Source organism: Mucilaginibacter sp. (assembly GCF_041660805.1).
In the GTDB taxonomy this organism is placed as follows: Bacteria; Bacteroidota; Bacteroidia; order Sphingobacteriales; family Sphingobacteriaceae; genus Mucilaginibacter.
Genome location: NZ_JBAZVP010000006.1, coordinates 100,953 through 127,837, shown reverse-complemented (window position 1 = coordinate 127,837; position 26,885 = coordinate 100,953). Strand labels below are relative to the sequence as shown.

Annotated in this window: 24 protein-coding genes; all 24 read right to left on the bottom strand. The window is 45.2% G+C overall.

Going from position 1 to position 26,885, the window contains the following annotated elements:
* Positions 1-8: 8 nt before the first annotated feature.
* Complete coding sequence (locus WC743_RS10885; RefSeq protein WP_373012003.1) at positions 9-650, bottom strand: phosphatase PAP2 family protein; 642 nt, start codon at positions 648-650, stop codon at positions 9-11.
* Complete coding sequence (locus WC743_RS10880; RefSeq protein ID WP_373012002.1) at positions 650-1,063, bottom strand: EamA family transporter; 414 nt, start codon at positions 1,061-1,063, stop codon at positions 650-652. The genes WC743_RS10885 and WC743_RS10880 overlap by 1 nt, the downstream gene beginning before the upstream one ends.
* A gap of 11 nt (positions 1,064-1,074) precedes the next feature.
* The gene (locus WC743_RS10875; RefSeq protein ID WP_373012001.1) at positions 1,075-1,698 is read right to left on the bottom strand and encodes a phosphatase PAP2 family protein; all 624 of its coding nucleotides are present in this window, start codon (positions 1,696-1,698) and stop codon (positions 1,075-1,077) included.
* Positions 1,699-1,717: 19 nt separating this feature from the next.
* Positions 1,718-4,837 carry an efflux RND transporter permease subunit gene (locus WC743_RS10870; protein WP_373012000.1) on the bottom strand — a complete coding sequence of 1,040 codons (3,120 nt, stop codon included), beginning with the start codon at positions 4,835-4,837 and terminating at the stop codon, positions 1,718-1,720.
* A gap of 4 nt (positions 4,838-4,841) precedes the next feature.
* Entirely contained in the window at positions 4,842-5,756 is a 915-nt protein-coding gene (locus tag WC743_RS10865) for an efflux RND transporter periplasmic adaptor subunit (protein WP_373011999.1), read from the bottom strand.
* Positions 5,757-5,762: 6 nt separating this feature from the next.
* On the bottom strand, positions 5,763-7,049 hold the full coding sequence (locus tag WC743_RS10860) for a TolC family protein (protein ID WP_373011998.1): 1,287 nt from the start codon (positions 7,047-7,049) through the stop codon (positions 5,763-5,765).
* Entirely contained in the window at positions 7,046-8,050 is a 1,005-nt protein-coding gene (locus WC743_RS10855; protein WP_373011997.1) for a YncE family protein, read from the bottom strand. Before WC743_RS10855 ends, WC743_RS10860 begins: the two co-directional genes overlap by 4 nt.
* Positions 8,051-8,140: 90 nt before the next feature.
* The gene (locus tag WC743_RS10850; RefSeq protein ID WP_373011996.1) at positions 8,141-8,761 is read right to left on the bottom strand and encodes a VTT domain-containing protein; all 621 of its coding nucleotides are present in this window, start codon (positions 8,759-8,761) and stop codon (positions 8,141-8,143) included.
* Between the two features lie 71 nt (positions 8,762-8,832).
* Complete coding sequence (locus WC743_RS10845; RefSeq protein WP_373011995.1) at positions 8,833-10,098, bottom strand: sensor histidine kinase; 1,266 nt, start codon at positions 10,096-10,098, stop codon at positions 8,833-8,835.
* Complete coding sequence (locus tag WC743_RS10840) at positions 10,082-10,771, bottom strand: response regulator transcription factor (RefSeq protein WP_373011994.1); 690 nt, start codon at positions 10,769-10,771, stop codon at positions 10,082-10,084. Before WC743_RS10840 ends, WC743_RS10845 begins: the two co-directional genes overlap by 17 nt.
* A gap of 467 nt (positions 10,772-11,238) precedes the next feature.
* On the bottom strand, positions 11,239-11,841 hold the full coding sequence (locus WC743_RS10835; RefSeq protein ID WP_373011993.1) for an HD domain-containing protein: 603 nt from the start codon (positions 11,839-11,841) through the stop codon (positions 11,239-11,241).
* A gap of 4 nt (positions 11,842-11,845) precedes the next feature.
* Positions 11,846-12,445 (bottom strand): hypothetical protein, encoded by a 600-nt coding sequence (locus tag WC743_RS10830; RefSeq protein WP_373011992.1) that lies wholly within the window; start codon positions 12,443-12,445, stop codon positions 11,846-11,848.
* Between the two features lie 3 nt (positions 12,446-12,448).
* Positions 12,449-13,783: an RIP metalloprotease RseP gene (rseP, locus tag WC743_RS10825; RefSeq protein WP_373011991.1), complete on the bottom strand. Its 1,335-nt coding sequence runs from the start codon at positions 13,781-13,783 to the stop codon at positions 12,449-12,451.
* Positions 13,784-13,794: 11 nt separating this feature from the next.
* Positions 13,795-14,385 (bottom strand): D-sedoheptulose 7-phosphate isomerase, encoded by a 591-nt coding sequence (locus WC743_RS10820; protein ID WP_373011990.1) that lies wholly within the window; start codon positions 14,383-14,385, stop codon positions 13,795-13,797.
* Complete coding sequence (locus tag WC743_RS10815) at positions 14,372-14,845, bottom strand: MgtC/SapB family protein (RefSeq protein ID WP_373011989.1); 474 nt, start codon at positions 14,843-14,845, stop codon at positions 14,372-14,374. The genes WC743_RS10820 and WC743_RS10815 overlap by 14 nt, the downstream gene beginning before the upstream one ends.
* The gene (locus WC743_RS10810; protein WP_373011988.1) at positions 14,845-15,453 is read right to left on the bottom strand and encodes a hypothetical protein; all 609 of its coding nucleotides are present in this window, start codon (positions 15,451-15,453) and stop codon (positions 14,845-14,847) included. The genes WC743_RS10815 and WC743_RS10810 overlap by 1 nt, the downstream gene beginning before the upstream one ends.
* 3 nt (positions 15,454-15,456) lie before the next feature.
* Entirely contained in the window at positions 15,457-15,657 is a 201-nt protein-coding gene (locus tag WC743_RS10805; RefSeq protein ID WP_292945777.1) for a hypothetical protein, read from the bottom strand.
* Between the two features lie 5 nt (positions 15,658-15,662).
* A complete protein-coding gene (locus tag WC743_RS10800; protein ID WP_292945806.1) occupies positions 15,663-16,355 on the bottom strand; it encodes a DUF1345 domain-containing protein in 693 nt (230 codons plus the stop codon).
* Positions 16,356-16,379: 24 nt separating this feature from the next.
* Complete coding sequence (locus WC743_RS10795; protein ID WP_373011986.1) at positions 16,380-17,108, bottom strand: ZIP family metal transporter; 729 nt, start codon at positions 17,106-17,108, stop codon at positions 16,380-16,382.
* A 2-nt stretch (positions 17,109-17,110) separates the two neighbouring features.
* Positions 17,111-17,770 carry a hypothetical protein gene (locus WC743_RS10790; RefSeq protein WP_373011985.1) on the bottom strand — a complete coding sequence of 220 codons (660 nt, stop codon included), beginning with the start codon at positions 17,768-17,770 and terminating at the stop codon, positions 17,111-17,113.
* Positions 17,767-19,125, bottom strand: a complete 1,359-nt coding sequence (locus WC743_RS10785) for an Nramp family divalent metal transporter (protein ID WP_292945812.1) — start codon at positions 19,123-19,125, stop codon at positions 17,767-17,769. Before WC743_RS10785 ends, WC743_RS10790 begins: the two co-directional genes overlap by 4 nt.
* Entirely contained in the window at positions 19,079-21,220 is a 2,142-nt protein-coding gene (locus WC743_RS10780) for a heavy metal translocating P-type ATPase (RefSeq protein ID WP_373011984.1), read from the bottom strand. The genes WC743_RS10785 and WC743_RS10780 overlap by 47 nt, the downstream gene beginning before the upstream one ends.
* 42 nt (positions 21,221-21,262) lie before the next feature.
* Positions 21,263-22,498 (bottom strand): efflux RND transporter periplasmic adaptor subunit, encoded by a 1,236-nt coding sequence (locus WC743_RS10775; RefSeq protein ID WP_373011983.1) that lies wholly within the window; start codon positions 22,496-22,498, stop codon positions 21,263-21,265.
* A gap of 8 nt (positions 22,499-22,506) precedes the next feature.
* Positions 22,507-26,880, bottom strand: a complete 4,374-nt coding sequence (locus tag WC743_RS10770; RefSeq protein WP_373011982.1) for a CusA/CzcA family heavy metal efflux RND transporter — start codon at positions 26,878-26,880, stop codon at positions 22,507-22,509.
* Between the last annotated feature and the right edge of the window lie 5 nt (positions 26,881-26,885).

The window sequence follows — 26,885 nt, the reverse complement described above, 5'->3', positions numbered from 1 at the left end:
CAAGCTTACTATCCAAATTGGCCGGTTGAACTACGTTTGATAAACCAGTCCAGTACCACGAAAGCCGCCAGCGATGAGACACTGCCGACTGCAACGGCCGCAAGAACATCCGACGGGTAATGTACGCCTAAATAAACGCGCGAAATGCCTACTAGGGTCGCCCAAAGGTAAACTGCAACGATCAGTAAGCGCCGATTTGGATAGACTAACCATATAATAGCGGCCAGGAAAAACGCGTCGGAAGTATGACCGGAAGGGTAAGACCACCCACCGCCAGGACCAAGCGAATGGATAGCTGGGTAAAGTTGGAAAGGCCTGACCCTTTGTATCCCATTTTTTAATAGCGTAACCGCCAGGCCTGAAAAAACTCCGGCCAATGCAATCTTGTAAAATTTATACTTCACTGCGCGCTCCTTGATTAAAAAGGATAAAAGCAATAAAATGATCGATGTTCCATAAGCTATAAAACCAGCACTATTGGTGATATTCAAAAAAAATAAATCCCAGAACGGATTCCGTAGTTGGTTGAAGTGAATCACCAATGACTTATCGTAGTTATAAAAGATTGTTGCTAATATTACTGAGAAACTCAGAAAACAAAGCAACAACAAGCCGATCTTAGGGTAGGAAAAAGATTTGTTCGTCATCATTAGAAGATCAAAACGAGCGTTCCCCCAAGGATCATAACTGCTCCGATTGCGGCCTTAAGCGAAACGGTTTCTTTGAGGAAAATAACTGATAAAATAATGGTTAGGGCCACACTTAGCTTATCTACCGGAGCAACCTGCGATACTTTGCCTATTTGCAGCGCCTTATAATAAAATATCCAGGATAGCCCGGTCGCCAGACCGGACAGTCCCAGGAAGATCCAAGTGTTTTTCGAGAGATCACTGATGCCTTTTACCTCACCACGGGCCATAGCGATGCTCCAGGCGATGACAAGTATCACTACCGTTCGGATAGCCGTAGCGAGGTCTGAGTTGACATCCTTTACGCCAATTTTGGCGAAGATGGCGGTTAATGAAGCAAAAAACGCGGACAACAGGGCATAGATCCACCACATAGCTTATTTGTTTAATTTGAGTTAAATGTTTTGTTTTTCTTTTTTCCCCGCAACCATTGATTGGCTTTGTAAGTCAGGAAAGCGGTACCTGAACCCAGGATGGCGCCGCCCAATACGTCGCTGGGATAATGCACGCCAAGATACATGCGTGAGTAACCCACCGCGGCGGCGTAAGTATAGGAGGGCACAATCACGTACCACTTAGGAATAGCCAGGCTTAAAGAAGTTGCCGTGGCGAAGGCTGTAGTTACATGCCCGGATGGAAAGCTGTAATCGGTCGGACCATGTTTGCCTGTGATTAGATCGGGATAAGCAAGATATGGCCTTTCGCGGTGCGTGATCAGTTTGACACCTGTGCTCAATATCGCCGACCCGCCAATAGCAACGAGGCCAACCAGTGCCTGTTGTTTTAGATATTCGTTATGACCAAAATGACCGGCAATCAATAAGCCGAGCGGTTCAGCAACAGCCACTGGTGCCATCGTATTGGTCACAAAACGCCAGCGGGAATCCGGCCCCGGATTAACTGGGCCGTTAATGTGCTCTAATAAACGTAAATCCCAGCTTTGCGCCTTGCTTTGCAAAGTGCCGGTAACCAGCAGGAGGGCCAACAATAGTTTGATAGAATATTTCATATAAGGGTGTTTAGCCAATTTACACTTCATGAGTTTTCATATGCTTACGATAGCCCAGGCGGATGAGGGACGGAAATACAAATAGCAATAAAGGCAGTGCAGCGATAAAACCGCCGATAACAGCTACGGCTAAAGGCTGCTGCATCTGCGCCCCCAGGCCAATACCTAAAGCCAGCGGCATCAACGCCAGTATCGCGCCTATCGCAGTCATTAATTTGGGCCTAATACGCAAGCTGATCGCGTAATTGATAGAAGTGTCTACATCGCCGCTATCCGCCAGATTAAACCGGAACTGGTTCAATGTAAAAATGGCGTTCTCGGCAATGATGCCCACAATCATAATGATCCCGGTATAACTGCTCACATTAAGCGGAATATTGCAGATAAACAGCGCCAGAATACTGCCACCAATACCCAATACCGAGATCAGGATCACCAAGCTCGCCAGCAACCAGTCACGGAACAGAAAAAGCAAAACCGCAAACACCAATACCACTGCCAAACCGAGAATTAATAATAATTCATTGAATGATTGTTGTTGCTCCGAGTAAGCGCCGCCATAGCTGATAAAATATCCCTTAGGGAGGTTTAACCCAGTCGATAGCTTTTGCCGGATTTCCGTGACAGCGCTGCCAAGGTCGCGGCCATCCAGCCTCGCCGTTAAAATTATATTTGATTTGAGATCCTCCCTCGTTTGCTGCACTTCGCCCGGTAAAACATTTACGGCACAGAAAAAGGACAGCGGCCGGGTTTTCCCATTTGGTAAAAAGATCAGTTGCTTTTTGATATGCTCCAGGTCATTGTCTTTGAAATTCGTAAAACGCAATAGTATCTTGCGCATTTGCTGACCGTCCTGCAATTCGCCGATCTGTATGCCGCCGGTCAATGCTGCCTGTGAGGCCGATGGTTCCGCGATGTTTGAGTTCATGCCCAGCGGAACACCGCCCGTATAGGCGGTCAGCTGCATTTGGAAGTCGGTCAACGGAATGTTATACAGGTCAAGTTTATCCTGATCAGGAATAAATTCAAGTGAAGGCCCGGCGGCGATCAATCCATCATCCAAATCGGCAACGCCCGGAATCTTTTGCAAGATACCGGTGGCTTTTTTGTCCAGTTCTTGCAATTTGGCATAGTCGTCACCGAAGATCTTGATCTCGATAGGTGCTGGCGTACTCATTAAATCTCCTAATAAATCCGAAATACGCTGTCCGAAAGAGATATGCATCACCGGCACATGGGCGGATAACTTATCCCGTAGCTCTCCGATCACCTCATCGGTGGTTTTACTACGGTCTTTTTTCAGTTGTATGGAATAATCCCCGAAGTTTGGTTGGGTAGTTTTAAACGCCATTTTCACCCCGGTACGGCGGGAATAAGTCTCCACCTCGGGTTGAGCGGTAACGATCTTCTCCATCTGCTTACATAAGCGGTCGGTTTCCTCCAGGGAAGTTCCGGCGGGTGAGAAATAGTCTAACACGATCGTTCCTTCATCCAAATTTGGAAGGAAGCCGGTTTCCAACTTACCGGAAGCGATATAAGCTGATATACCTAATAGAGCGATAAATACCAGCGCAAAGCCCGGTTTTTTAAACGTCCAGGTCAGCCACGAAAGCTTATTGGTCGTAAAGTCATTGTGTCTGTGCTCGCTACCTTTGTGCGGGCGGTAGCCGACGACCATATGCAATACAGGCAGCAACAGCCAGGTCACCAGGAACGAACAGACCAAAGTGATCTGCATGGTGTCAGATAACTCCTTAAAAAAACTACCGGCCAGGCCGCTCATCAAACGGAATGGAAAAAAGATCACGATAGTTGCCACCGAGGAACCGATCATCGCCGGAAATAAGGCTTTGATGGCATCGATCACGATTTGATAAATATGCTTATCCGGATATTCTTCATGCTCCCGGTGGATCTGTTCAATGATCACAATGGCATCATCAATGACCAGCCCGACAGAAGCTGCAATAGCGCCGAGCGACATGATATTAATGGTGATATCCGCCAAATAAAGTACAGTAATTGTAAAGCCTAACGTAACCGGGATGGATAGCATTACCGCCAGGCTGGACCGCCATGATTTCAGGAAAAAGATCATCACGATTATAGCCAGGATCAAGCCCTCATAAATCGTTTTGATCACGCTGTGGATGCTGTCGCCGACAAATGCACTCTGATCATAATAGGGTGTGAGTTCGTAATCATCGGGTAAAGCTTTGCGCACTTCCTCCGCTTTTGCGGCCGCGTCTTTGGCGAAATCGATCAGGTTGACGCCAGGCTGTTTAACAAGGTCGATCTGTATGGCATTTTTACCGTTGGCATTTACGATCACAAATTCTTGTTGCTCCTGCACATCTACTGTAGCGAAATCCCGAAGTTTGATCAACCGGGAGCCATCGTTGCGAATGGTCAGATTGGATAGTGCGTCAACGTCCATCACGCGGGTATCGGTCAAGGTGAGGTAAAGGCGATTAAAATCAGCCAGGTTCCCGTTGGAAAGCACATAATTATTATTAGCAAAAGCTGTGGTTACCGCTGCGGGAGTAATACCCAGAGCGGACATTTTCACCGGGTCCGGAATGATCACAAATTCTTTAGACCGCCCGCCACGCGTGACCACATTCGCGATACCTTTTACCCGTGAAAAAATCGGCCGCAAGGTCAAATAAGCCTGATCTTTGAGGGCGACCTGGCCATGTGTTTTACTCGAAAGGGTATAACCGTAAACCGGGAACAGCGATTGATTCATCGCCTCGATGGACATATTGATGCCGGCAGGCAGGAAATTTTTGATCTCGTTGACCCGGCTTTCGATTTGGGTTTTCTGCGCGTAGGTATCCAATCCCCAATCAAAATAAACATCAATGGTTACACTGCCGCGACTGGTACTGCTTTTGACGATAGTTACACCCCGCACTTTTTTCACCGCGCTTTCGATTGGTTTGGTAACCGTGAGCATCATGCGGTCAATGGGCAGCTGTCCGGCCTCAACAATAATGGCAACGCGCGGGAACAGCACTTCCGGGAAAAGGTTAGTTTGCATGTGCGTATAGAAGTAAGCACCTGCAGCCACCAGGATCGCACCAACAAAGAGGATTGGCCGCGAAAACTTTTTAAAATAGTTCTTTTTTTCTTCCATGGCCTTATTTATTTACCATGACCAGGGCAGTATCCGCTAATCCGTAATTACCACTGATCAGGATTTTGTCGCCAGTCTGAAATTTCGGAGATCGTATCTCGATTAATCGCAGGTCTTTGCTGCCGGTCTTAACCGGAACTTTGACGGCCATACTGTCATTGACCAACTTCATCACCCAAAACTCCTTCAACAATTCGTCACTAAGCACACATGATTTAGGGAGCAGCTGTTGATTGCCGGGAGCCGAGCGATTAAACTGCACCTTGCCCAGGAGATTTTCCGGCAGGAACAAGTTCTGGTCCGGGCGTGCCAGCAATACTTGTGTTTGCTCGGTTACATTCATCGTAGCCAGCGGTGTAGTGATCGTGGCCGTATGTTGTGAACCGTCAGGCAGCGTTATCGTACATTTCTTTCCCGGTTTCACCAGATCAGTATATTCATAAGGTACATTTACCTGAAAGGCAAGGTCATTGCTGGCGGCAATGGTGCATAGTTGCGCGCCTTCCAGTACATATTCGCCTGTTTGTTGTTTATCAAAAGTAGTTACAATGCCCGAGGCCGGAGCGGTAACTCTTATCAAACCAAACCCTTTCAGTGAGGGATCTACCTTGCTGATATCAGCACCTAATGCTTTGCGTTCCTTTGATTCCAGCAGATAAAGCGCCTGTCCTTTTTTCACGTGGTCGCCTAATTTGACGTAAACATTGGTGATAAAGGCGGCGATGGAAGATGTCACCATATTCCTTTTCAGGTAAACAGAAGTCCCTGAAAGTACAAGGTTATCACTGATATTGCCCGATTGGATAACAGTAATTTGGACATTGGATCTCGGCTTGGGTTCGTTTGCCGGCGCGGAGTTGTTGTTATGACAGGCACTCAATAAAAGCAAGCCTGATAATACAGTTGTTGATATTTTCATAGGTTGTTACCAGTTCCAGTAATTATATGCGTTGGTTAATAGATTGCGGTTGGTCTCTAATTGCAGCAGATCCCGTTGAGCAGTTGTCCGGTTTTTTAAAACATTGATAAAATCGATTACTGATAATTGTGCCTGAATTACCTGAGTTCGGTAACTGTTCAGAAGCGATTGATACTCGCTTAGTTGCTTACGTTGGTTTTGCACCCTTGCCTCATAGGACTTCAGTTCATCAAGCGCCTGCGTACGGCGCAGGTCGTTCTGAAACTGCGCGTTGTTTTTACTGAATGCGACCGTTTGTAATTGAACCGCTGTCTTTCGCCGGGTGATCTCTTTCTGATGGCCATCAAGAATGCTCCAGGTTAGGTTGAGTCCGGCACTTAAACCAAAGCGGTTGGGCAAGGTATTGAAGTGTGTGCCGTTAAGACCGGTATTTCCGAATGCGCTTAACTGTGGTTGGTACCTGGTTTCAAATGCTTTTTGCGTGGCAACCAGGTTCAGGCTATCCAGCCGGAACTTTTCCACGTAGGCCGATTGTTGCGCCGGTGCTTTGAGTTCCAATTGAAGCGTATCCAATTCAATTGCGGTGGTATCTCTGCTGCCACTCATGATTTGTAGTTCGAGCAAATCTTTATGATAGGCCGCCTGGTAGGTTAGGAAAACGTTCTGGTTATTCTCGTATTCGATATTCAACAGGATGAGATCGGAGTTTTTAAGTAAGCTGGCATTAACCAGTTTTTTAACGATGATCCGCTGCTGATCGATGATCTTCATATTTTCCGAAGCATTGTTAATTTGCTTTTTATCCAACAGGCACAAAATATACTGGTCAGTAATAGATTTCTCCAGGTCATGCCGGGTGAGCTTTATGGCATTGGTATTGATCAGAGAGCTTACCCGCGATTGTTCAGCGAGTATTTCCGCACGTTTGGCAGCGAATAAAGGCTGATTAACGGTAACCAGGCCCTGCATACTACCGCCGTTCGTGGTGCCAAGATCAAAACCGTAGTAATTAGTAGCACCTGTTGAATTAAGATCAAAACCCTTATGGCCCGCATCGGTGACATACACCGGCGCAAATAAATAATTCGCGTTGAGGCTCAACTGTAACTTGGTAGTCATTGCCCTGATCCGTTCGGCTTCCGCCTGGTTATTGATCTGCTGATTCTTGTTGTCATTGATCAGCGGGCTGTTGGTATAGGCCAGATTTAAAAAGTCCGGAAGGTTGGACTGTGCTTGCAGACGGGTAACCGACAAGAAAAGCAGGATAGTTACAGCTATATATATATTCTTCATAAGGCTGGCTGAAATACTCTAAGGGCTGCTGGAAGGAGGTCTGTTTGGGGTTCCGCCAGTAAGTAAAGATTCGCTGCGGGTATGAGCAGGCTTGTACCCGCGCCATTTCGGGTACGGATTTGCTGGATAAGCGAAAGCTCGTCCCTTTTGACGCTGAAAGCATCTAAAAAACCTTCGCCGCAGGATACGTATAAGCGCGCACGATTACTGTCTAAATAAATTCCGTCCACATCTTTTGGAATGGTGATCCTATTGACCTCTTTTCCATTGAGCATCGATAATGTGATTAAATGACCACCTGTACAGCCGATGTACAGGCGTTGCTTGGTTTGATCAATTGCCATCGGTACATTATCCTTATGATTGTTGACGCGCCAGGTGGTAACCACTTTATACGTTTTACGGTCGATCACTTCTATGAGACCTTTGCCTGGCTCATTCACGTAAATGCGGTCTCGGGTCAATTCAAACTGCTTGGGAAAACCTGCCAAAGGAATTTGCAAAGTAATTTTATGCTTATTAAGGTCTATGATACCAATAGCGCCAAAGGTGTCACCAACCCCCACAAAAAGCTGGTTGGTGCGATGATCATACCGGAGGTTATTACATTTTTCTTTGAATGCGTAGGTTTTTATTGTTTTATAGTTAGCTGCATTCACAGCCGTTACTTTGCCATCCTTACCTGTAGCTACATACAACACGTTTGTTTCCGGATGATAGAAAACCCATTTCGGTTCGTTAAAGCCGGGAAGGCTTTTAACAGGTCTATTATTTTTGAGATCGATCACTTCTACAGAATGGTTATCCTGTGCAGATAAGAAAAGTCGTTGATGCCGTGAATCGTAAGCCATCAGATCAAAGCCGCCTTTTACTGCGGGCATCACAATCTCGTCTTGTGGAATCAGTGCCTGTACTTTCGTTTGCGCCTGTCCGCTGTTTGTCAGCCATAGCAATCCCAAACCAAGGAGATTGCAAATAGCCTTTTTTTTTAAAGTATACACCGTTTTAGCGGCAGTTGATTGATGCTGCCGGGACAAAACTGCCGTAACAATCTGAAAAGTTTCTGAAACGTAAGTCCAGATTAAAAATCTTTATTCCTTCTTTTTTTTGCTGAAAGCGGCCAGTAGAACTGGGATCAGAGAAATGATCACTATACCAATGATAAAAAGCGTAAAATTATTTTTGATCAGGGGGATAATCCCAAAGAAGTAGCCGAGGGAAAGGAACAAGAGCACCCAAATACTGCCTCCGGTTATATTAAACCCAAGAAACCTTGCAGTTGACATGCGGCTAACGCCGGCGACAAATGGTACAAATGTCCGGATTACCGGCATGAATCTTCCCAATGCGATGGATTTACCACCATGCTGCTTAAAAAATGTTTCTGTACGATGATAATACTCTGGCTTGAGGATCTTATTGCCCTGCTTAAAGATCCGTGGGCCGAAATAGCCGCCAAGACGATAATTCAATACATCTCCTGAGAAGGCAGCGATAATAAGTAATAAGGCCAGCAGGTAAATGTTCAGACCGGTATGCCCGCCCGCTACCAGTGCTCCGGTAGCGAAAAGTAATGAATCTCCGGGTATGAACGGAGCAATAACGATCCCTGTTTCAATGAAGATCATACCGAACAAAATAAGATAGGTGTAGTTATGATAATGATCGATCAGGCCGGCAAGATATTTATCAATGTGTAGCAGAAAATCCATAGATATGGTCAATTGGTATAATGTCCATCTCAAATAAAACAGTCAATACTGAAAAGATTCTGAACAGGCGTTTAAAAACGTATGGTAAATTGATGGTTATCTGCAATATAAGTATAATCTACGCTCAGCTTCATCAAATCTGTGATCTGACGTACGATAGCCAATCCCAGCCCAACCCCATGTTTGCTGGCTTTGTCTTTTCCAAAACGAGTGAAAAGGACCTTCTCACTAAAACCAAGTGGCTGCCCTGAATTACGGATGCGCAGTATGTTCTCATCCAAAATAATTTCTATAGTACCTTTTTCAGGTGTGTGGTTTACGGCGTTACTTAATAAGTTTGATAAGCAGATCTCGATCAGCATGGGGTTGCCTTGTAGTATTTTATCCACAGTAATGACTGTGTTTACGCTAATTTGTTTGTCATGAATAGCTTCTTCCAGGTGACCGAGTATTTTGTTGGTCAAATTTTCTACAGAAACCGAAGAAGTCTCCTCAAACTGGTGGTTTTCGATCTGTGAAAGTAAAAGCAAGCTTTTGTTCAGGTGATTAAGCCGTTCGATGGCTTCATACTGCGACTGAATATACCTGGCCTGCTCTGCTGTTAGGCCTTCCGATACCACTAAAAGATCAAGTTTAGATTGAAGGATAGCGACCGGCGTTTGCATCTCATGGGAAGCATTTTCAATAAAGTTCTTTTGTTGGGTAAAGATCCCGTGATTTTTTTGGATCAGATCATTCACTACTTCGTTCAGGGTATCAAATTCCGAAATACCGGAAGAAGGAATACCTGATTGCGGGTTTTTTCCCATCTCATAATCTTTAAGCCACTCAATGATCCTTTCGAATGGCAACCAGATCCTGCGCGAAGTTTGACGGTTGATGATAATCCACCCGCCAAACAGCAGGATCAGTAAGATGGCTTGGGCTTCCGCAATGCCCACAATAAGGTCCTGGCTTTCGACCAATGAACGCCGGATCGTGGTTAAATAGGTTTTGTCATTAATTGTTAACGTGGTGCGCAGTTCCCGGTAAGGTTCCATTTCCTTGTCCAGTGTGTCCAAATATAATTTAGGATATATAGTATCCCCAGATACGTCGCCTTTCGGCAAAGGGTACATCCGTACCTCTTGATCCATACCCAGCCACAGGCGCATGTCATGTTCATTTTTCAAGCTATGGGTGCGGATGATTAGTTCCTTTTTTTTCAGGCGCAAAGCATCATCGACATCCTGGTAATACAATTCCTCGATGATAAAATAGAAAACCGGAATGCTGATCAGTAGTACCACAACGGCGTAGCCCAGTAAGTTTCTGACCGTTTTATCCAGCAGCTTCATAACATTCAAATTTATAACCTACACCATAGATCGTTTTTATATAATCCTTGCTGCCCGCCTCAGCAAGCTTTTTTTTAAGGTTCTTCATGTGTGCGTAAACAACATCATACCCGCGATAATAACCTGATTCATCCTGCGATAAATGCTCCGAAATTGCGGATTTGGAAATGACCCGGTTCTTATTGGCCACCAGGAATAACAAAAGATCCAATTCCTTTTTATTCAGCGACAGCGGTTTACTATGTACCAGCACTGTTTTGTCATCGATGTTTACCTGTAATTCATTGAAATTAAATGTGCTGGAACCCTGAAAATTTCTTCTGCGGATCACAGAATTTAACCGGGCACTTAATTCAGATAAATGGAAAGGCTTGGCCAGGTAATCATCAGCCCCCAGGTTAAGGCCCATTAATTTATCATTAAGGCCGCTGTTGGCAGAGATCACAATAATGCCGTCGTTCCGCTTCATGCTCTTGATCAGTTTGATGAGTTCAAGGCCGTTACCTCCAGGCAAGCCAACATCCACGATCACGCAATCATATTGAAAATCTATGATCTTGTTTTTCGCTTCCGGGAAATCCAGTACAGTTTCACAGCGGTACTGCTCATGCTGAAGATAGGAAGCAATACTTCCTGATAATTCCGGCTCATCTTCTACGATCAGGATTTTCATCTTACGAAGTTAGTTTTCATCACTTAAATATCGCATTAATCTATTGCTTCAGATATTGATCATCAATTAACTAAGCGATGCGGCAATATTCTATATGAAATCTGAACACTTTCTGAAAAATAAGTTTTTCAGGCCTTATTTCTAATTCTTTTCAGAATTGCCTCCGTTATTTACACCAAATTGAAATCATGGGAAATTTGATAGATATTGATCTGGTGGAAAATTATGTGAAGAATATATTTAAGCAACTACCAGAAAAACTGACGTTGCATAACTGGCAACATACCGCATAGGTAGTTAGATCGATGCAAGTTTTATTTACAGATCCACAAAGCCTCCTTGTTTTGTTTTAGCAGAAACGTAAATACAATACCTAATTAAATGCTTGAAAAAAAATATTTATATAAAAATGCTTCTTTTCAAAAATCAAATTATGACTCACGATGTAATACTTATATAATAAGCTATTAACCAATGTCCTTTTTAACAATCGCGGAACTCAGTGTTTTGATGTTTACCTGTTTTCTTCTCTCCAGAATTTGCCGTCCATAATCTGTATGAAACTGGTGTTTCCTCAACAGATCGAGATTCTGTAAATTCCAATCCCGATCTGTAAAGGTTTTATGCAAAACTAAAGACCATTCCGCTCGAAGATGCCGAGCATAATCGATATAATTTTTTTTTGAAAAATGATAGAGATCGGCATCGCAAATGATCTGCTCCAATAAAGTTTTCGGTTCTTGGGGAAACCGGGTCGACCAAATGCAGCTCAATACTTTTTCAATAAAAGATCGTTCGCAATTTTCGTTGTTCAGAAAACCAGTTGCAATATCAATGCTGGAATTTTCGTGCCCTTCGTATTCAAAGCAATAACCGGTATCGTGAAACCAGGCCGCTACGGTCAGGACATCCAGATCGCCTTCATGCAACGAACTGTTCAAGCCAATCCGGTTAACAGCGTAAGCTACATCCTCCGCGTGACCAATATTGTGAAAGTGCATGTCTGCCGGTAGATTGGTTGTTAGAAATTCCCTGACAAATATTTTTGATCTTTTCACTACTTCTAACATCCCCTTACCTTTGTTTTAAAAGTTCAATCAATTTATTTTGCTTTTTAATACTGTCCCAGGCCAGTTCCTTCAACTGCTCACTTTGCCCCATTGATACAAAAGCCACACTGATCTGGTCCATGTTTTCATAGAATTCAATTAGGACAGCTGCCAATGGATTGCCGGATTTGATGTTTGGCTGGTGGTTGAACCTGCTGAAATGCTGTAAAGCGGCATCAACTGTTAATTTAAAGCGTGCGTCTACAGTTGTTTCTTTGGATCTAACCGACATAAATCCGACAAAGCGGTTACTCATTTGGCTATGAAATCGCTGAAACAATGCCGATTGTTGTGAAAGGCTGTTTGACTGCCCATTCCTTATTTGGAATTTTACCATGTCGTTTGCTCCATCGTACAAAGCCAGCATGAGCTTAATGTAGTAATTGTCCGTACCGCTTTCCACTGGGATCGCTTTGAATTTAGCAACGCGCGCGCTGAGCAATTTGCTCAGGGAGGAATCGACTGACTGAAAGTTATTACTTTTTAAAGGAATTGAATGGCCTTGAACACCATGGGTTACGCCCAAACTGCCGTAAATCAATAAAGCTATGATGATGATTTTCATTTATTATATATTAACAAGTCTCATTATATCTATAAAGCATACATAAATTGCCAGCAGTGCCAGAATGACTAACCCGCCGATCTGCAGGTAAGCGGTTATCGTAGTGCTGATCGGCTTTCCTCTGATCGCTTCGACTCCTATAAAAAAAGCTTGTCCACCGTCAAGCACAGGTAGCGGCAACAAATTAAAAAATGCTATTGCCGTAGAAAGTACGGCGATCAGCCGCCAGAACCGGAGCCAATCAAAGCTTCCGCCGAACAACATAGCTATACCTATTGGGCCGGTTACCGCGTCGGCAACTTTTACCCTGCCGCTCATGATATCGTTTAGTCCTTTGGCATTATCTGAAAACGCCGACCATGTACGTTCGGCACCATATGACAAGGTCTGCGGGACACTGATCTCCACGGGCTTAATTTGAGGGTGGATGGCCTGCAATGAAAAGCCGATGTGCCCGTCTTTATCCTTGTGGGCTATTACCTGGCTTGTTTTTCCATCGTGGATAATGGTCAATTGAATTTGTTTTTTTTTGTTTTTTTGTAATCTTACCAGAAAATCCTCATAGAAATTCACCGGCTTTCCATCAAGTGCAGTCACACGATCGTTTTTCTGGATCCCGGCAGTTTTGAGGTCACTGTTGGTATAAATAGAATCGAATTTAAAGATCGTGCCCAACCTGAAGAATTCGGTCGGTGCCTTATCCGCCAGCAGGCGCATGATCTCCGGAGAGATTTTGAGATGCATATGCACCTTTTCGTTGGCTTTGGTCCTAACCACCGTCAGTATCGTGTTGCCTTTCAGGATACGTGTACTCAATAATTCATCCTGGTAAAAGACAGAGTCCCCGTTAAGCGCAATTATCTTATCACCCGGCAATAATCCGGCTTTTAAACCGATCTCGCCGGGCAATATTTCATAATCTGCTTTTAGTTTGGTTATATAATTTTTGCCGTATATCGCCATTTGCACGGAGAAAATCAGCACCGCCAGCAGCAGGTTTAAGATTATGCCTCCGGACATAACGATCAGCCGTTGCCAGGCAGGTTTTGTACGGAATGACGCGATGTCCCCATTCGGGACGTTGCTGTCCAAATCATCGTCAACCTCATGCATACCAGCCATTTGCAGGTAGCCACCCAAGGGTAACCAGCCTATACCGTATTCGGTTCCATTTCTTTTAAATTTAAACAGGCTCAAACCCCAGGCATCAAAGAACAAATAAAATTTTTCAACACGAATACCGAATGCCCTGGCGGCAATAAAGTGCCCCAGTTCATGGACTGTTACCAGTATAGAAATGCCCAGTATGAACTGCGCTATCATGATCACTATATCCATATCAGTGTTTATTAGTATAATCTGTCGACCGCGCTACAAAGAATATGGCCGAGCAAAATATGCATTTCCTGTATGCGGGCTGTCGTCCGGCAATTGACATTTAACAAAACATCGGAAAATTCGTCCATTTTCCCACCCTCATTTCCGGAAAATCCCAGGGTGTGGCATTGGATATTTTTTGCCATTTCCAGGCCTCGCAGGACATTTTCACTGTTCCCGCTGGTTGATATGCCGATAACCAGGTCTCCCGGGTGGGATAATGCTTCTACCTGACGTGCGAATACCATTGAAAAGCCATAGTCGTTACTGATCGCTGTGAGTGCTGAAGTGTCCGTTGTCAAGGCAATTGCGGGTAGGCCTCTTCGCTCTTTTATATAGCGCCCCGTAAACTCCGCCGCAATATGCTGGGCATCGCTTGCTGATCCGCCATTACCGAATATCAGGATCTTTTTTCCGCCGGAAATTGTAGCAGTAACCAACCTTGCTGCCGCGGTAATTGCGTTCATTAATGCGGGTTCATACAGTTTAGCCACTGTTTCCTGGTGCTCACGGATCTCCGCGATGATTAATTCCTCATTTTCCATCATATCATTCCTCATCATTTTTTTCAGCGCCGTGTTTGGCCTGCATTTTTTTCTTCCATCTGGTGTACCATGACTGATGGTGCAATGCCAACAGGGCATAAAGCGCGCCTGCTGCTACGAAAGCAATGATCAGCATATTTAATCCAACGGCCACACCTATCCCGGCCGTGCACCAGATAGTTGCCGCTGTTGTTAATCCGCTGGAGCTATTGGTGAAATCGTTTTTGTAAATAATGCCAGCGCCTAAAAATCCGATTCCAACGAGAATATTGGCGATGATCCGGGACGCTGCCGCGAGGTCACCCATATGCTCGCCAATAGCTGTGAATAAAGCCGCACCCAAACAAACGGCGGCATAGGTCCTGATGCCTGCACTCCGGCCATGTTTTTCCCTGTCCAGGCCAATAACGCCGCCGAGTGCTACTGCCAGGAGCAGCTTTAAAACGATTGTCCACTCGCTTTCATTATTCATCATCATTAAAATTCATTACGGTTAACATTAATATTATGGGCAATACTTTGCACTGATTTGATCAATATCGTATCATAAAAACCGGAACATTTGCCGCAGAGAATATGAATAAAAAGTTCGCTTTCGAGTAGAAGCTCCGGTAAGTAAGGGATTCGCTGCGTTCCCAAAAACGAATGCAGATCCTGTTCTGAACCGGACTTAAGCGCAAATATCGTGATAGAAGACGATGTATCCCCAAAAGTATCTTCTGGAAAACTTTGCAGCGTCAGCAGGTCTTTAAGTGGAAAATATACACTTTGCTCCTTAACGACATTGCCGTTACTCAATCTATGGGACAGACTAAATCCAAGATCTGTACCTAATCCCTGAAAATCGTCCGACTGCAAATTGTAATGCCAGTCTGTGGTATATATGACCGGCAATACCTCCGTCAAGAACGGAGAATACCGAATCAGCACGTAAGAATTAAGTCCTGACATTAATTTCTTAGCCAGCGACAGGTAATAGTGCAGGTGTTTGTAATACTGTGTCGTCCGATGATCAGTTGCTGTCTGTTTAACGAATAAATAATTGTTCAGCCCTTCACCGAAGGTTTGATTAAACGTAATATTCATTTCTCAGCCCTCCATATTTAAGTACCATTCCTGTGCCAGCTTTATAGCTTCCGGCACAATTGACAACTCAGATACCGTACGCTCTTCTTTCAGTTTGTTAGCGATCTCGATCGCCTTTTCCCGGACCTGTGGTTCCAGGTCATTCATTTCAAAGGGATAGTGCTCATTATTCCAAACCATAGCTGTTATTTTAAGTGATACCATTCATTCTATTTTTGCATTAAACCGGCAACCACATTAATACTTAATGCAACAATGACGGTATTGAAAGTAAAGGATAGTAAGCCGTGCATCAGGGCAAGGCGCCTGATCCTTTTAGAGGTAATCTGCACATCTGAAACCTGGAACGTCATGCCGATCACGAAAGAAAAATAGCTAAAATCCAGATAATCCGGCTTGTTTTCCTCTGGAAATTGCAAGCCGCCGGGTTTAGGATTTTTACCGTCGGCATCTTTATCAATATCACAGTAATAAAAATGCGCATAGCGGAAAGTAAAAATGGTGTGTACCAGTACCCAGGAACTGACGACGCAAGCCAACGAAAGGAGGACATGAAGGGTGAGTTGTTGGGTATTATTACCTGTTCCTGTAGTCCGTAATAGCAGCAATATCGCGAGAAGACTGGCTAACGAAGCAAATACCGCAAACACAAAAACGATGGTTCGGCTGGAATCCTGTGCATGTGCTTCTTGATGTACTTCCGCAGGATGAATGTTAAATATAGTCAAACCCGATAAGGTTAAGGAAGTGGCAGCATAGGTTAGCCAAGTCACCATGAAATGTACCGATCCGGAGAAACGGCCAAGTGTAGCAAAAAAGCAAACTGCCGCCAAGCCCAGGGAAACATAGAGCTTGTGATGCGCGTCCAGGCGGTTGATATTAAATTTTTTTTCGGTTTTCATGCTATATATTGAAATTCCTTAAGGTTAAATAACCATGCCCAGAATAATAAAAATCAAAAAACCGCCGAAAAAAGCAGCGGTATAAAATGGAGAATCTTTTTCCTCGTGTGCTTCAACCAGCAGTTCTTCGGTAACCAGGAATAAAAGTGCAGCCGAACCAAAGGACAGGATCAGTTCCAATACTTTGTCTCCGGCCCCATGCAATAGCATCAAGCCGATCACAGCACCGATGATAAACAGTCCGCTTAATCCTAATAAAATAAAAATGACCGTTTTCTTCGATAAAGAAGAACCCAGCAATGTGGTTACTGTAGCCATACCGAGAGAAAAACATTCCAGCGCAAGCGCCAGTGCCAATAAGACACCTTCTTTCGCTCCTGCCGCAAAGCCGATACCCATTAGGATGCCATCCAGTAAGAGGTCAATCCCGATGGCGGTCATAATTCCCCAGGGAAGTGCTTTGCTTTCTTGTGCATTGCTCTCCTTCTTCGCCAGCTTCTCTGTAAAATGTTTGATTAAAAGCATCGCCGTTATACCCATGGTAAATCCGATGACGATAGACTTTGGATCGTGTATTTTGATCATATCCGGCAAAAGTTCAACGGCCACAACAGAAAACACGACGCCCGCAGCAAAGTGAAGAATCACACTTTTTAAGGCGGCAGCAGGCGGCCGAATAAGGGCGATAATTCCCCCGACAGTTAACATAACTACCGGGATCAGGGCAAAAAGTATTTCTTTTCCAGCATTCATAACTATTCGTATAGTTTTATAAAAAGGCGTTTAAATATTGCATTGCACCCCACAGCGATAAACGTTCCTGCAACCATGCTTAATAATAAAGTACCTGGATAATAAAGACCTTGATAAACCTGCCCGTAAATAACGAGCAGCGCCCACACCATTAAGGCGACTTTTAGAAGGTTATATCGTTTCCCTAAATAAAGAATGGAGAACACAGCCAGGCCAAATGCGACCGCAGCACTGGTTGATATCGAAAAACATTTGCCGGTAGCCGCGGCTCTGACATAATCGTGTTCAGCTACACGGCACCATGCCAAAGGGGAATAAGCTGCCAACCCGTTAAACCCTGAAATTAATAATACCAGTGCGAGCAGACAGGCCGTTAAAGCTGAACATATCCTAAGAAATTTTACCCGCTCTAATCCAGCCAGCACCAGGAGGACTGTACAATAAAATGGTATCCAGAAATAAATACTGCTCAAATGCGGGGCAAGTTTATCCATTAGTTTGAACCGGCTGTGACTAATGCTCATTCCGATTTGCGTATCAAGGCCTGCTATACTTGCCATTAAATTGTTGTTTGATAGCAAGAAAAGGGTGAAAATACCCATGAAGACCAAGGCTACTACCAAGATAGGGAACATTATATCCAGTGGTTCCATATTTTTCATTTGGAAAAGAATTGCAGGTAGAGCAGGAACACCGAACCGGCTGTCATAACCAGCAAACAGAGACCGCCTAGGATATTCGATAACCATTTATTGGTATAATCACCCATAATCTTTTTATTATTGGCGATATGTAATACTATCGCAATGATAACTGGACAGGTTATTCCATACAGGATAGCGGTATATAGTAGTGCATCAACTGGGTTGATCCCGAAATAATTGATGCTTAGTCCAAGTAATACTGAAACAATTAGAATAATGTAAAAGGCTTTCGCCTTGCGAAATTTCTTATCCAGGTTACCTTTCAGGCCGAAGGTTTCTGTTACGATATAGGACAAGGAGCCGCTTAATACAGGGATGGCTAAGAATCCCGTTCCAATAATCCCCAAGGCAAACAGCAAGTAGGAGAATTTTCCGGCAACAGGTTCCAGGGCTTTAGCCGCCTGCTCTACCGTATCAATATTCCTGATCCCGTGGCTATATAAAGCGGTACCGGTCGCAAGTATGGTAAAAAACATGATCAGGTTGGAAAGGAACATACCCAAATTGACATCAAGGCTCATTTTTTGGATCAGAAGTTCCAGCAGCCGGCTTTCGCGTTTTTTGCCGTTGTCGGGAAAGCTCTCGCTAACAGACAACAATCTTTTATTAATCATGATCTGCCTTTTAACAGCTTTTACATCTTCAGCTTCCATAGCGGTCTGCCAGAAAAACAGGTAGGGGGAGATGGTAGTACCTAATATCGCCACCAACACGCCTATGAAATCCTTATCCCATTTGATCGTCGGCATGAGTGTTTGCTTTAAGACTATACCCCAGTCAGGTTTAGTAAAGAACGGCACAGCGATATATAACAACAAGGTGAGGCATAAATACTTCAGCACTGCTGCTAACTTTTGATAAGGCAGGTACACAATAAAAAATAACAGGAGGCCTGTAAAGAGTATACTGAAAAAAATGGCCGGAACCGATGGAAACAGCAAATTAGCAACCGCGCCCATCGCAGCGATGTCCGCCCCGATATTCAGGATTATAGCAGGAACGCTGAAGAGCACCATCAGGTACAGTACCGGTTTACCATAGTGCTTTTTCAGCGTGGTGGTCAGCCCCGCGGAAGTGATCAGGCCGATTCTGGCGCACATTTCCTGGATGGCTGCCATCAAGGGGAAAGTAATCAGCACCGTCCATAATGTAGCGATACCGTATTTTGCACCTGCCTGTGAATAAGTCGCGATACCCGACGGGTCGTCGTCACTTGCACCTGTTACAATCCCCGGCCCTAACGCGCCGAAGAATTTTTTTACTTTTTTAAGCATCTTTTCGACTTTTTGCCTTTGCTGTGTTCTTCTGGTCATTATTATATGCCAACAGGCGAAGTGCATTGAACACCACAAGTAAGGTTGACCCTTCGTGAGCGATCACCGCCGGCCCGATCGAGGCGATGCCTAAAATGGTAAGCGGTATCAATGCAGCTACTACGCCCAGGCTGATCCAAAGATTCTGTTTAATAATGCCCTTTGCTTTCCGGCTCAACCCGATAGCGAATGGCAGGCTTTCCAGTTTATCTCCCATCAGGGCAATATCTGCTGTTTCCAGGGCAACATCAGAACCTGCCGCACCCATTGCGATCCCAACCGTGCTTTTGGCCATAGCTGGTGCATCATTCACTCCGTCGCCGACCATGGCAACCATTTTTTCCGACCTATCCAATTTTTGTACGGCCTTTACCTTGTCTTCCGGCATCAGATCACCCCAGGCTTCCGTAATTCCGATCTGTTTGGCAACCGAATCCGCGACCTGCTGGTTATCACCGGTCAGCATGATCATTTTTTTGATACCTAAACCGCTTAATTCGGCAAGGACATGCTTTGCCTCTTTGCGCGGCACATCCATTAGTGCCAGCAGGCCGATAAAATCTTTATCCCTTTTGACCAGCATTGTCGTGTTTCCCTGCTTTTCGAGGTCCTCTACCTGTTTAAGTAGCCCATCGGGTATGCTTTTTTCAAATAAAGCTTTATTACCAATGAGCACCTTTTTGCCGCCAACTTCGGCCTGGACCCCACGCCCGGTGATTCCTTTGACATTGTGCGCTTCCGGAATCTTGGCATTCTTTAACTTTTCCATCGCGCCTTTGACGATAGCTTCCGCCAGCGGGTGGTCGCTCAGTTTTTCGACGGCCACTGCGAGGGTCAGTAATTCTTCTTCGGTGATCTTGTCAAAAGGAATGGCGTTAGTCAGTTGTGGCTTTCCTTCGGTTAATGTTCCTGTTTTGTCGAATGCGATAGCATTCAGAGAACCAAGATCCTCTAAAGGCCTACCGCCCTTAATGAGCACTCCGCCGCGGGCGGCTCTGGCTACACCAGCAAGTACGGCGCTCGGCGTAGAGATGGCCAGGGCACATGGACTGGCCGCTACCAGGACCGACATGGCGCGGTAGAAGCTTTTACTGAAAGGTTCGTCAATTACCAGGTAAGCGAAGCAAAGCGCTGTAACCAGGATAAGTACCGTCGGCACGAAGAACTTTTCGAACTTATCAGTGAACAACTGTGTCGGTGATTTTTGCTTTTCCGCCTCATTCACCATTTTGACAAGCCGTGATATGGTAGAGTCCTTAGCCTCTTTGATCACCTTTACTTCTAATGCAGCAGCGCCGTTGATGGTTCCGGCAAAGACCCTGTATTGCGGTTTGATGCTGGCCTCCTTGCTATAATCTTTAGCGGCATCAGGCACAGGGGATTTATCAACGGGTACACTTTCGCCCGTGATCGGTGCCTGGTTCACACTGCTTTCACCTTTAACGACTACGCCATCTGCCGGTATTTTGCTGTTAGGTTTAATGATAATGATATCGCCCAGGACTAATTCCTCGATACGGATCTCTTCCTGTTTGCCATTACGAGAAACCAAAGCTGTCGGTGGCGCGAGACTTGTAAGCGCCGCAATAGATTTACGTGCTTTGGCCATTGCGTAATGTTCCAGGGAATGCCCCAGGCTGAACAGGAACAACAATAACGCGCCTTCCGCCCAGGAACCTAAGATAGCAGCACCGATCGCTGCCACAAGCATCAGAAAATCGATCTCGAAACCACCCTTAAGAATAGTCTGCACCGCTTCTCTGGCCGTAAAGAATCCCCCAAAGAAATAGGCTATGATATAGAGGGACAGGCTTACCCAGGAAGGCAGGCCGGGGACGAATGTAAGACCCCAGCCCGCCCCAAGTGCTGCACCGCAGATAGCCGCGAAGATCATTTCAGTATTTTTTCCGAAAATTCCGCCATGCTCATGGCCTTCTTCTTCATCGTGGTCATCTTCCTCTTTGTGGTTATGCCCGTCTTTGGGCGCATTTTTCGCTTCAGATTTGCCTTTTTTTATGCCGTCTGAAGATGAACCTGCTGTTTTCTTTACTGGTTCTCCCTTTACTGCCGATGTCATATTTTTGTTGTTTTTCATAGCGTTTGGTATTAAATATTTAAACAGGCCCATCATAACGGTCTACTCTTCTTCGCTGTTTTTCATTTTGGATAGCAGATCATAAGCGCCTTTCAATACGATCCTTCCTTTCAAAGACTGGTCTTTAGATAATTGCACCTCAGTAAATCCACCATCGGATATGCCAGTTGTCACTTCAACCATTTCAAAATGAAATGATTCCCCGGCTGCTTCTTTTATACTTTCCGGTTCATCTTTTTCATGCTGGTGGGCATTGCTTTGTTTTACCTCCGTGTGTACAAAAACATATTTTTTACCCTGAAAATCGACGATAGCCGTTTCCGGCACCGCGGTGACTTGGCTCGTCCCGGTTTCGATATAGGCTTTCAAATAGGTTCCAGGAATAAATTTGATGCTGCCCTTGGCAATAGCGTGCACCGTAACCGTTTTATCCGTATTGATCTCGCGGCCCACAAGCTGAACAACCGCTATGCGGTCTGTCGAATCGTTAGAGAGGTTAAAGCGAACCTTTTGTCCCGGTTTAACTTTTTCTGCATCTTTTTCGAAAACATTAAGTTCAACATGCAGGTTGGAACTGTTTACGATCTCGAACATAACATCATTGGGATTAACAAACTTGCCGCTATTCACATTAACCTTCGTTACATAGCCGCTGATCGGCGCGTAGATATTGATGGAACTTCGGATGTTCCCTGCCGTCAAGCTCTCCGGGCTGATATTGATCAGCCGGAGGCGCTGCTTCAGCGCATTTTCCCTTGCCAGCATCGTCTGGTACTGCGCTTTGGATTGTTGCAAAACCTTTTGAGAATTGACATTTTGCTGAGACAGTTCCTGTTGCCTTTTGTATTCTGTATCACTTAGCTCCAATTGACTCTTGCTCTCCAGGTAGTCTTGTTGCAATTGTACGTAGTCCTGGTTTTGCAGGACGGCAATCACTTCGCCTTTGCTCACACTGCTGCCCTGCAATAATGGCGTGGATTTGACGATCCCACCCATCTGTGTGGTAATGCTGACCAGGTTCTGTGGCGGAACATCGATAAAGCCATTAACTTTCAGTAGTCCGGCAAGGTTTTTAGGTTCTGCTGAACCTAAACTAATACCGATCGCCTTGTATTGGGCGGCGGTCACTTCTACGGTATTTTTATCTTCTTGATGGGCCGTATCCGGCTTGGCCTCGGCAGTAGAATTTTCCGCCGGCTTGCTGCCGCAAGAACTGATGAAGAATGGGAGGGCTATAGTAACAGCCAGTTTTCCTATGGATTGAATGGTAAATTTCATATGCTTAATTATAAACCGATAAGGTATTGGAGCGTGTAAACAGATTGATTGTATTGATTAATAGCCTGCAGGTAATTGAACCTGATCTCAGAATAAGTACGGAGCGCCTGGGCGAATTCGATATAGCCGATATCTCCGCTCTGAAACGCGATCTGACCTTGTTTCAGGATAAGGTTGGTATTTGGCAGCGCGCTCTGTTCATAATATTCGATGCTTCGCGCGTTCTTCAACACATCCTGATAGGCTTGCTGATACTGGCTTTGCAGATTGACCTGGTAAAGGTTATACTGGGATTCGGAAACCTGTTTGTCAATCTTCGCTGCCTTTATCCGTGCCGCGTAAGGTTTGAAAAACAAGGGTACTGAAATACCGGCCTGTATTCCTTGGAAGCGGTTCGAGCCTGAAAAGCTACGGTCTTGCCCATTAATATTCTGTATACCGATCAGGGACTGGTTGAAATAGCCTACCGTAAAATCAGGCCCGGAGCGTGATTTTTCCAAACGGATATTTTTATCAGCGATCACGATCTGCTGTTTTTGGTAGGCCAGCAACGGGTTTCTCACAATACTGCTGTCCGAAAAAGGAACGACCTCCGTTGTTTTAACAAATTGTCCCGGCATTACGGTCACACTATCTGCAGTGTTAAGCAAACGTTTGAGCTCCGATTTTGCCGCTAAAATATCAGACTGGTTTTTCATCATCTGATTTTTGACCTCATTATATTGTGTTTCCGCAGTGGTCTTTTCAAGCAGGTTTGTTTCGCCGGTCTTATAACGAAGCCCGGCTGCCTTTAGAAAGGCACTGTAAATGGAATCCTGAGTGAAGTACAGCTTTTGCAGGGCGACAAAATAGGTGAGCTGTGTATAGGCCTGTCTGACCTCATACGTAAGCTGATTTTTTGTAACGTTCAGGCCGATCTCCGCTGCGCCAATCCGGGCATTGTAAACCTCGCGCTGATTTTTGTACAAGCCCGGGAATGGAATATTCTGCTGAATGCTGATATTATTATCCCTTTTTATGCTATTGATCTGGCCATATTGGATACTGAAATCAGTTTTGCCCAGTTCTGTAGCACTACCTCTCAGGGCTTGCTGTTGGGTAATCTGGAGGCGTGATGATTGCACATTTTGATTGTTCGCAACGGCTGTACTGATCGCCTGCTGGATACTCAATGGCTGAGTTGGAACAGTCTGGGCTTTAGCAGGTAACCCGAATAAAACCAGCAGGGCGATAACGGCAACCGGCACAGCCTTAACCTTTTTGGTCTCCCGCCATTTTTCGAAATAGGTATATAACACAGGTAAAACAATTAAAGTTAGAATAGTAGAAGTGATGAGTCCGCCTATCACAACAGTAGCCAGTGGTTTCTGTACTTCGGCACCGGCCGCAGTGGAGATCGCCATCGGCAGGAACCCGAGCGAAGCCACGGTTGCAGTCATTAATACAGGCCTGAGGCGTACTTCAGTACCCTCCAGGACGATTGCCTTCAGATCTTTTTTGCCTGATTTTTTCAAACGGTTAAATTCGGTGATCAGAACGATACCATTCAGCACCGCTACACCGAATAATGCGATAAAACCGACGCCAGCGGAAATACTGAACGGCATTCCCCGTATAAGCAGGGCGAAGACACCACCGATGGCGGCCATAGGTATGGCAGAGAAAATAAGTATAGACTGGTTAAATGAACCAAAAGAAAAATAAAGCAGTAAAATAATGAGCAACAAAGCCACCGGTACCGCTACTGAAAGGCGCTTGGTTGCTTCTTTTAAGTTCTCGAACTGTCCGCCGTAAGTAATATAGTACCCTGCAGGCAGTTTGATCTGCTGGTCTATCTTCTGTTGAATCTCGGTAACCACACTTTGGATATCCCGGCCACGTACGTTAAGCCCGACGATAATGCGCCGTTTGGTATCTTCGCGCTGGATCTGGTTGGGTCCGATCTGGAAAGATACATCAGCCAATTGTTCCATCGGCACCTGGTTACCGTTTGGTGCGGTCACGTAGAGATTTTTGACATCATTGATTCCCTGGCGATTGGCCAGAGAAAGGCGGACCACCATATCATAACGTTTCTCACCCTCATAGACCAAACCCGCCGATTGACCGGCAAACGCGGAATTAAGCGCCTGGTTAACCGTACCAATGCTTAGGCCGTACTGGGCTACCTTGTCCCGGTTGATCTTGACCACAATTTGCGGTAAGCCGGTAGCCTGTTCCAGGTAAACGTCTTTCGCTCCCTGTACTGAACTAACGATCTTGCCGATTTTTTTAGAAAGATCAGTGAGTTCGTCGAGATCATCTCCGAATATTTTGATTCCGATATCCTGCCGCACACCCGAGATGAGTTCATTAGAGCGTAGCTGGATAGGTTGTGAAAAACCGAATGTCACACCCGGAACTTCCTCTAATGCTTCTGCCATAAGATTAGCCAATTCTTCGCGGCTGTGCGTCGTGGTCCATTCCTTTTTGTCCTTCAGGATGACCGTGAGATCGCAGGCATCCATAGGCATCGGATCGGTCGGAATCTCCGCTGCGCCGATTTTACCGATAACCTCTTTAACTTCGGGAAACTTCTTCACGAGGATTTGAGAGGCCTGATTGACTTTATCGATGGTTTGCGAAAGGGAACTGCCGGTGAGCAGGCGGGTTTCCACCGCAAAGTCACCTTCTTCCAGTGTCGGGATAAATTCACCTCCCATACGGGTAAAGACGAATATGCTGACAACAAGCAAAGCAACTGAACTACCTACGACGATCAGCCGTTTATTCAGTGCGCCTTTGATCAGCGGCAAATAACGGCGGTGGATCGCATCCATCATCCTGTCAGAAAAATTCTTTTTATGACTTTGGTTCTTACTTAAGGCCAGTGAAGAAACCATAGGTACATAAGTTAGCGACAGTAAGAATGCTCCAAGTATGGCAAAAGATACCGTTTGTGCCATAGGGCCGAACATTTTGCCTTCGATTCCGACAAGGGCCAGGATAGGGAGATAAACGATCAGGATAATGATCTGACCAAACGCAGCAGCGCTCATCATTCTTCCGGCAGACTGCTCGACCTGCTCGTTCATCTCCTTTTGCGTAAAGGGACGTCCTGGATTATTGACCGCTAGCACATGCATGGTCGCTTCCACGATAATAACGGCACCATCGACTATAAGGCCGAAATCGATCGCACCTAGACTCATAAGATTACCTGAAACGCCGAAAACGTTCATCAGGCAAATAGCAAAAAGCATTGCCAGCGGTATAACGGAGGCAACGACAAGACCTGCCCTGATGTTCCCGAGGAACAATACCAGTACGAAAATTACAATAAGTGCACCCTCGATGAGGTTTTTAGCGACGGTGCCGATTGCCCTGTCGACTAACGCGCTGCGGTCAAGGAACGGCTCTACAGTCACCCCCTCAGGTAGTGTTTTGTTAATACGTGTGATCTTTTCTTTTACCAGCTTAACGACATTGTTAGCATTGGCGCCTTTGAGCATCATTACAATGCCGCCGACAGCTTCGCCTTCACTATTCGTCGTCGAACGGGTTAAAGCACCATAGCGTATGGAATTGCTGATCCCTACGTTTGCGATATTCCTAATGAGTACGGGTAAACCATTTGCGTTGTTCTTGACTACGATCTTGTTGATATCATCAACGGTACCGACCAGACCTTCACTGCGAATAAAATAGGCATTCGGCTTTTTATCGATATAGGCTCCGCCGGTATTTTGGTTATTTTGTTCCAGTGCATTAAATACATCGCTGATACTTAAATTTAAACTGCGTAGCTTGTCCGGGTCAAGGGCGATCTCATATTGCTTAAGTAACCCTCCAAAACTGTTGACTTCGGCGATCCCTGGGGTGCCAAGCAATTGCCTGCGAACGATCCAGTCCTGGATACTCCGTAATTCGCGGGCATCATACTTCTTTTCAAAACCGGGTTTAGCGTGAATTACGTATTGATAGATCTCACCGAGACCTGTTGATATGGGCGAGATTTCGGGGTTACCAAGACCAGCCGGAATATTATTTTTTGCTTCGGACAGCTTTTCGTTAACCTGCTGCCGTGCCCAATAAATGTCGACCTTATCGTGAAAAACGATAGTAACCACCGAAAGGCCGAAACGGGATAGTGAACGTACTTGCTCTATCTCGGGAATGGTAGCCATCGTTTGCTCTACCGGGTAGGAGATAAGTCTTTCCACTTCCTGCGTGGCAAGGGACGGGCTGAGCGTGATTACCTGTACCTGATTGTTAGTAATATCGGGAACGGCATCTATAGGCAATTTATTCAAAGAATAAATTCCCCAAGCGATCAGAGCGAGCGTAAATAGCCCAATGACCAGCTTATTATTGATGGAAAAATTGATTATTTTATTTAACATGTGAA